This window comes from Hyalangium sp. (assembly GCF_035629615.1).
Classification (GTDB): domain Bacteria; phylum Myxococcota; class Myxococcia; order Myxococcales; family Myxococcaceae; genus Hyalangium.
In genome coordinates, this window is record NZ_DASPHO010000416.1 from 1 (window position 1) to 7,737 (window position 7,737).

The window sequence follows — 7,737 nt, forward strand, 5'->3', positions numbered from 1 at the left end:
TCACATGGGAGTTCCGGAGCCCCAGAGGGGACATGCTGGATCCTCCCTCTGAGGCATCGGAACTCTTCAGGTCATCCGTTTCGGCCCTTCCGCGCGTTTGGTGCTAGTGCAAGGAGCAGCAGAGGCAGATGAACTTCCGCCGGAATACCTACCGCGAGCCCGTCATGACCGTGAGAGAGTGGATACTTCCAGTGCTCATTGCCCTCTCAGGCTGTGCCCGTACGACCGGGCCCTTACCAACGCCTGCGGGGAATGACCTGTCGATCATCTTCCCGGTCTCCACTGGGCAGGGCCTTGTCACGGTGGAGGAGCGGGGGAAGACGTATCAGATGGATGGCGAGGTGCTGCGCGCCCTGAGGATTGTCGAACAGGACCTCTTTGCTCCGGGGGACTCCGAGCGGCCGTGTTGGGCCAGGCCGGAGGCGCACACGTACCGGTTCACCCGCCAGGGGAACATCATCTTTGTCTATGTCGAAGAAGATCTCGCCTATTGCCACCGTCAGGTTCCGGCGATGGATTCGGGCGCGAAGTACGCGATCAGCGTGGACGGCCGCATCCTCCGGCGTGTCGTTGGCTCCGAGCCCGACCATGGCGTCTGGCGCCTGAAGACGCCCGAGGGAGAGACGGTGATCGTCATCACGGAGCCGGGAGTCGTTCCTGGCCCGAAGGCCCTGGAGACGCCTGACAGCGGGATTGTGAAGATCGTGACCGAGCCGGTGGACATGCCGGGAGTGGTGATCTTCGAGCGGCCCGAGGGCGCGGGTGAGGCCCAGGAAGCGGAGCCTGGAGTCATTCCCGGGCTGACGATGTTGCCGGGGGATGCCGGGGTCCGGTGGGAGTACCGGGACGGAGGACTGATGTCCGTGCCCCAGGCCCCCCCGCTCCGGCCCTTTGCTGGCGGGGATGGGGGCATACCCAGGTGAGGCGTCCAGCCCCAGCTCCGCCCTCACGCAGACGGGCATGGCGGACTCCTTGTCGCCGAGTGTGGGCAGACTGACTCCTGGAAGCGACATCAAACCACATTAACCCATCGGTCGAATTGACTGCCCGGAGCAACTCCATACTGGCCCAAATGGATAATCCTGCTGAACTCTCTGGAGAGAACGTCTCCAGCGCAAAGGCAGGTAGGCCACCATGACCGTAACGAGATCGACAGGAACTTCCTACACCCCGGCGCTCTCGAAGCCGGAAGCCAAGCCTGCGCTGCCCCAGCGTCAGACCGAGCTTCCCAAGGCTGCCCCCCTGCAGGTGGCGGATGGATTCGATCAGACGCCGGCTCGGCGATTGGACCTGGGAGCCACCTTCAGCACCGCGCCTCTGGCCGCTCAGAGTCTAGCTTCTCAAGAGAATGTTTCCCTGGCTCCTGCCGGTGGCGGCACGGCCATTCCTCCCGCAACCGGCGTCGATGAGTCCTTCTACGCGGGGATCCCTCCGGAGAGCCCGGAGCAGGCGGTGGAGTGGCTGTCCGATCTGAACAACCCCCGCTACCAGAGCATTGATGGTCAGCAGCTCCGCTCCCAGGACCTGGCATGGCTTGCGGCCAATGACCCGGAGATGCTCCCCGAGGTCTTCAACGCGCTCGGTCCCCAGGAGACCTCTCAGCTGATCGCCGACACGGTGAACGGGACCTTCAACGACAACTCCCAGTTCTTCCCCGACGACGCGGCGCTGCAGAGCACCTTCAACTCGATCGCCACGGCCCTGGGCACGATGCCTGCGGACTTCCAGACCCAGGTGGGCACGCAGCTGGCGAGCGAGGGCAACACCGACGCCTCGCTCCTGTTGCGGCATGGGGGCCCCGAGCTGGATGCAGCCCGGCGCGGCTACCTCGACACAGCCCGGGAGCAGGCGAAGACCGATCCGCTCATGGCGCGCGCCGTCGGCAACGTCATGGCAGGGAGCCAGGCGCTGGTCGACGAGTACGTGCAGTCCTGGGGCGACGACTTCCTCACCATCCTCGACAAGGGCCTGGGCGACATCCAGCCCCACAGCCGGGACTCGTTCCACAGCGGCTTCCCCTCCATGCAGCATGACGGCCTGGAGCAGGTCGTCGGGATGATGGCGAACTACAGCGGCCCCGATGCCGAGCTGCACAAGGCGCAGGTGTTCGGCACCGCGGCCAACACCCTGGACGAGCAGGGCAACGACAACGAGAGCCTGCGGAACGGCCTGGATCAGCTCTTCCTCTCGGACAGCCGCAGCATCGTCGAGTGGCTCTCGGATGGTACCCGGCCAGACGATGTCGGCCTGCCTGCGGCGCAGAGGAGGGAAAACCCGGCGATGGACCCGAAGGGCGAGGCGCTCTCCCTCTACTTCCAGGAGTCTGTCTTCGAGAACCCCGACCCCAACGGCGCCGTGGTCAATGAGGTCAACACGCTGGTGGGTGAGCTGAAGGGCGAGCTGCTCGGTGCGTCCACCGAGACCGAGCGCAACCGCGTGGGCGGCTTCCTGGGCTACCTGATCGGCACTGCCGCGCTTGGCTACGAGGGCGCCCATGAGGCGAATCAGGACTCGCAGGAGGCTCGCGCCGCGCTGGTCAACATGATCTTCAAGCCTCTCGAGGGTAAGGCCAAAGGAGCGGCGACGGCCGCCGGTGGCCCTGCGGCTGGGCTGTTGGCCGGGGAGATCGTCGGCGCCGGGACGGATGCACTGGTCGACTTCCTCAACAGCGGCCTCCGGGACGAGCAGAACAGGATGGGGACGCTCTTCTCCGACGTCCTCACCAGCGTGTTCTCCGGCATCCCGGTCGAGTATCAGTCTGCGGTCAACGGGATGCTGGGCCGGATCCTGGGCCTGGACGACCTCCCCTGACGTGAGAGGCCTGCTCCGCCGCGAGCACCTCCGTGCCGACCAGCTCCTGGGGCACTCGAATCCCCTCCTCCAGGCGCTGGCGCACGGCGGGCCGCAGATCGCCGGGCAGCCACTCAAGCACATCCTCCACAGCCATGGGCGAGCCTACCGGCAACGCCGCGGTGTCAGCACGCTCCAACAACCGTGAGTACCACCGCCTGTCCGGAAGGATCCGCAGGCCGTGCCGCTCCGCGAACTGCTCCGCGCGGAGCGGAATCTCAAGCCCCTCGCGATCCAGATCGCCGAAGTAGAGCACATACGGTGCTCCCCACTCCCGACAGCGCTCGGCCAGGAACTCCACCGCCTGTCGTCCAAACGCCCCCCCCGCGCCATAGGCGACGGCGGCGTACTCGCCCTCGTGGGCATTCCAGCGGCAGAAAGACCACCACGTGTGGTGGTTCTCCACCACCAGCACAGGCCGCCCCGCGCTGCCTGCCGGGCCTTGCTCCAGTGCCAGCGGCGGCGCCATCGAGAAGCACCGGAGCACCTCGAGCGTCAGCCGGCCCTCTCCGAACAGCGGCGTGCGAACGAGCCGATCCAGGCCCTTCTCGTCCCCCAGGAGCTGGACCGAGCGCTCCCGCATCGGCACCCGCGGGCGGCTCCGGCCTCCCGAGGCGAGAAACCTCTGGATCGCAAGCAGCGCGTCCGCGTGCTCCACTCTCGGAAGGTCCAGGACAAACGCGAGCTCAGGGGCCCACGGCACTGCCTTCACATCGAAGGCCGGGCCCGGCTCCGCTGGCCGTGGGAGGAGAATCCACTCCGGAAAGGCAGGCCGCGCGCTGCGGTCCCAGCTGGCGCCAGCCTCGGCCGGCAGCGTCAACTGGCCCGCCGCAGCGAGAGCACTCAGCCGCGCGACCAGCTGCTCACGCGCGTCGCCAGCAGCGGCCTCCACGGGGTGGGCGCGCTGAAAGGCCCGCCAGACCTCCGCACGCTCGAGCCGGCGCCGTCCCCGGGCCGCCTCGACCAGCGCCTCCAGCAGGCTCACGTGGCCACCACACGGATCCCCTCGAGGCCTGACTCCACGGTGACATGCAAGTCACCGCTCGCGCGCCCTCGGTGGTTGTTCCGCAGCCGGACCGTGTTGGGGAAGGTCGCGACAGCATCCGGGTCGTTCACGCCCGTTGTGTACACGAGCTGAACCCGCATCTGACGCGCCACGTGGCGCTGGAGCTCCAGTAGGGGCACGCTGGAGCAGGTGCCCACGGGATTGTCCAGCAGCAGCACGCCTCCGTCCGCCCGTCCGCGACGCCCTCGCTGCTGGCCGCGAAGCTGGGCCAGCGTGCAATAGAGCAGGATCGCCACCGTGAGCTGCTGGCCCCGGCTGAAGGTCTGCATCTCTGTCACGGGGAGACGCTCGCGGCGAAGGACCGCATCGGGCTTGAGCAGGGTGGCCTCGATGCGCCGACTGGCGAGCTCGCGGACCCCTGCCTCGACCAGCTCTCGCCCCCCTGGGACCTTTCCCTGCGCGACCAGACGGTCGAGCAACGGCTCGAGCCGGGCCTGACGCTCGGCCTGACCGCCAGGAACCTCTGCCCGGATGCGCAGGAACGGCTCCCCCTCCCATGCGCCAAGCCCCGCAGGAAGCCGGCTGGCACGCTCCGCGGCCTGGAGCAGCTTCACGCCGTCCATCGCGATCTTGTCGAGCTCCTGCAGGACAAGCCGTCGATCCTGATCGATCTCGGCGAGCGTGCTGCGGACGACCTCCAGGCGCTCCTCGACATCGCGGTGCAGCTCGTCCGCGACGGCCGCGAGCTCTTCGGAAGGGGACTTGAGCCGCTCCTTGACGCGACTGCGGTGCCCCTCATGCGTCGCGGAGATCGCCACCTCCCGGATCGCTTCCGCCTGGCGGGCCGCCTCCTTGCGTGCCACCTCGAGGGCATCTCCCGAGGCTCGCACGGCCCTCACCCACTCTTCGACCAGGGTGTCGACGCTCGCGGCGTCCTCTGGCAAGAGGGCTCCCGGTACCTCCGGGAGGTGTCCCAGCACATCGCGGAGCCGCTTCGAGCGATGGGTGCACCTCTCAACCTCGGTCTCGCTGTTGCGGCCTCGGCGCTCGGCCTCGGCGGCCTGCCCCTGCTGCTCCTTCAGTCTCTGGGCCGCAGCCTCCCGCTCCAGGCGACACTCCCCCGCTCGGGCTCTCGCGGCGGCGGCGGAGGCCGGGGGGGGTTCTCCGGACGGCAGATCGTCCGCCTCCCGCCGCCTGGGAGCCTCACGAAGCTGAGCCCGAGCCTGACGCTCGCGAAGCTCCGCCTGCGCGCCGGCATAGGCTGCTTGCTCCCGTGCCTTGAGCGCGACGGCGTGACGACCCTGCCCTTCTCCCAGCGCCACGGCTTCTACGGCCTGCTCGCGTCCCCCAGCGAGCCGGCGGAGCTCGGCGGTGTCTTTCGCGAGCTGCTCCATGAGCTGCTCGAGCTCCCACTGCAGCCGGTTCTCGGACACCACGTGCTGCCAACGCGCGTAGAGCTCGGACCAGGCTGCCCTCGCGGCAACGAGATCCTTCGGCTCAGCGGGCCCCTCGTCCGTGAGCTCAACGCGGTCATGCTCGGCCAGGAGCTCGGTGACTCCCCGGGTGTGGGCTGCCGCTTCGTCCCGGGCTGCAAGCCACTGCGCGTCCTCCTGATCCCGGGCACCTCGGAGGGCCGCGAGCTCGTCCTGCAGGAGGGAGCGCTTCTCGATCGCCTGCTCCTTCTCTCGGCGGCGAGGCTCCACGTGTGGCTCGAAGCGCTGGACAAACTCCCGGATGCGATCGGCGGCGCGCTCGGAGGTGACCCTGTCACGCTCGGCCACCTCCCGCTGGCGCTCCGCCTCCCGCTCCTGCTTCGCCTCCTCCTGGCTGCGGACGACAGCCGCCTCGCGCTCCGCCTGCGCGCGGCTCCGCGCCGTCAGGCGCTGCTCGAGATCCGACTCTGCAACGGCCAGCCGCCCATCCCCCCACTCCTTCCGCCATCGCTCGACTGCCTCGGCTGCGGCCCGGTAGGAGCGCTCTCGCCCCAGATGCTCCTCGTGCTCCCGGTCCCGCCGCTGGCGGCGCTCCGTGAGCTCATCCCGGAAGCGGGCGCCCGCGCGCTCGTCCCAGTGGGCGGGATGTCCTGGCAGGACAAGCCGGTCATCCGTCCCTGGCGTCCCCTCCAGGCGAGCACGTGCCACGGTAACGGGGAGACGAGGAGAGAGCGTCGCGAGCAAGGCGCGGGCCTTCTCCAGGGACTCTGCATCCGCGACCACCACGCCGTGCCAGACTGCAGGATCGCCATGAACGAGCGGCTCACGGTCCACCTCCTGGACGTTGGCGGCGAGGTACTCGGTCCCCGACCAGGACGGGAGCCCAGCGCTGCGAAGGACACTCAGCGCACGCTCGGTATCCGCACTCGGAGGGAGCCGCCCCACCCGATCGAGAAACTGAAGCGCGCGATCGTCCTCCGCGCCTTCGACAGCCGCGGCGAGAAGCTGGCGGTGGATGCGATCCGCGGCCAGGAAGAGCCGGTCGACGATCCCTGGAGCGTCGAGATCGGGGATCTCCGTCCCTTCGGACTCTCGGAGCTCGGTCCGGCCCTGCAGGCGGTCTCGCTCCGCCCGCGCGGAGTCGAGCCGGCGGGTCTCTGCCCTGATCTCCGTGTCCAGCTGCGCCACCGTCACACCCCGCGCGTTGGCCTCCTCGGTGGCGGCGAGCGCCCGGGCGCGGGCGTCATCTCTGGCGGCTCGGTGGTGCTCGGCCTCCGCTTGACGCGTCTCCGCCCGACGCTCCCACCGGGCGAGCGCCTCGGCAGCATCCTCGCGGAGCTCGACGGCTCCAGCTTGCCGCAGAGCCTCGCGCTCGGCGTCGCGCCGGGCCAGCCACTCGTCGATCTGGTGGATGCTGGCCGTGAGCAGGGCCTGCTCTCTCTCGCATGCAACCCGGCGCTCGTCACACTGCTCGCGCCGCTTCCGGGCCGCCTCGGCGCGGGCGGCCGCATCCCTTGCCCGGCCTCGCTCCGTCTCGACCGCCTCGGTGAGCCGCGCCCGGAGAGTCGCGCCCGCCCGCTGGACAGAGCGACGAAGGGGCTCCTGCTCCCGCTGCGCAGCCGCGAGCGCCTCGGACTTCGCGTTCATCCGGGCCCGCGTCTCGTGCTCGCGCTCACGAGCCACCGCCGCCTCGGCCACGGCGACCTGCTCCTCCGCTTGGGCGAGCGAGGCCCGCGCGGCTGCGTGCGCGGCCTCTGCCTCCTGAAGATCCAGCTCCAAGGCGCGCCGTTCCAGCCCATTCGCCCAGCGCGCCAGCCGGTCCGCATCATTGCTCGAGCGGCGCTCGGCTTCCTTCAAGATCTCATGCTCGGTCTTCGCGGCCGCAGCGACGGCACGGTGAAGCTCGGCTCGGGCGACGAGCGCGGTCAGGACGGCCGCGGCCTCACGCTCGGCCTTCCCCTGCTGCTCCTGAGTCGCACGAACGGCGCGGTTTGCCTCCTGCAGCGGGACCAGATGGTGCCGGGCGTCAATGAGGAAGCTCTGCTCCGCGAGCAGCTCAGGCCTTCGTGCGAGCTTGTCGCGGAACCGCTCCACGTTCGCCGAGACCTGGTCGGCTTCCACCGTCTCGAACGCAACCTCCAGGAAGAAGCGTACGAAGTCGTCGGTGGTCCGAAACCGGAACGCCTCATCCGCAGAGCCCTCGCGCGCGTTCATCTTGAGCTGATAACGGAACAGCTCCGGATCGAGGCCGATCTTCTCGAGGTGCTCGGTCCACTTCCGCGGCGTGTCATCCCAGAATACCTCCAGCTCGGGGCGGGCCTGGCGGAGCTCGTCGAGCCAGCTCCGGAACGCCTCGAAGCTCCGGACGGGCTCGGCGCCGAGCCCCTCGATGGGGATCGCCTCCACACGGAAGTCACGCTCGGAGAGAATCGAGAAGAACCGGCGCCG

General features: G+C 69.2%; 4 protein-coding genes. 2 read left to right on the forward strand and 2 right to left on the reverse strand.

Going from position 1 to position 7,737, the window contains the following annotated elements; genetic code table 11:
* Window positions 1–128 precede the first annotated feature (128 nt).
* Window positions 129–923, forward strand: coding sequence for a hypothetical protein (locus VD972_RS21165; protein WP_324989761.1), 795 nt, complete (start codon window positions 129–131; stop codon window positions 921–923).
* 211 nt (window positions 924–1,134) lie between these two features.
* Window positions 1,135–2,811: a hypothetical protein gene (locus VD972_RS21170; RefSeq protein WP_324989764.1), complete on the forward strand. Its 1,677-nt coding sequence runs from the start codon at window positions 1,135–1,137 to the stop codon at window positions 2,809–2,811.
* Here VD972_RS21170 and VD972_RS21175 read toward each other — a convergent pair.
* Together VD972_RS21175 and VD972_RS21180 are read right to left on the reverse strand one after the other, a co-directional pair.
* On the reverse strand, window positions 2,765–3,835 hold the full coding sequence (locus VD972_RS21175) for a Wadjet anti-phage system protein JetD domain-containing protein (RefSeq protein WP_324989766.1): 1,071 nt from the start codon (window positions 3,833–3,835) through the stop codon (window positions 2,765–2,767). The genes VD972_RS21170 and VD972_RS21175 overlap by 47 nt on opposite strands.
* On the reverse strand, window positions 3,832–7,737 hold a 3,906-nt coding region (locus VD972_RS21180; RefSeq protein ID WP_324989768.1), incomplete at its 5' end, for a hypothetical protein. The genes VD972_RS21180 and VD972_RS21175, both read right to left, overlap by 4 nt.